Origin of the sequence: Pseudomonas sp. 2995-1, assembly GCF_002742505.1 — a bacterium.
GTDB lineage: Bacteria > Pseudomonadota > Gammaproteobacteria > Pseudomonadales > Pseudomonadaceae > Aquipseudomonas > Aquipseudomonas sivasensis.
In genome coordinates, this window is the sequence record NZ_LJSA01000139.1 from 1 (window position 1) to 255 (window position 255).

Consider the following 255-nt stretch of genomic DNA (forward strand, 5'->3'; position numbering starts at 1 on the left):
TTATATGAGGGAGTGTGTATGAATATGTTAAACAAATTTAAAGGGTTATTTGTAAAAGAAGAAGGTCAAGGGATGACTGAGTATGCTTTGATTTTAGGAGTACTGGCAATTGGTGTGGTAGCAATATTAGTTCTCTTTGGACCAGAATTACAGTCAATTTTTCAAGATGTACTTGATGATTTAAGAGAGGTTTCTGGAAACACAGGAGCAGGAAGTTAATGTAAGCTGGCTAGAAAAGGACTTATTTTATACAGC

The 255-nt window shown here is 34.9% G+C and carries 1 protein-coding gene; it reads left to right on the plus strand.

Annotation, left to right across the window (positions count from 1 at the left end; translation table 11 throughout):
* Positions 1–219: hypothetical protein (locus AOA61_RS00410; RefSeq protein ID WP_218197315.1), on the plus strand; the 219-nt coding region annotated here is incomplete at its 5' end.
* Between the last annotated feature and the right edge of the window lie 36 nt (positions 220–255).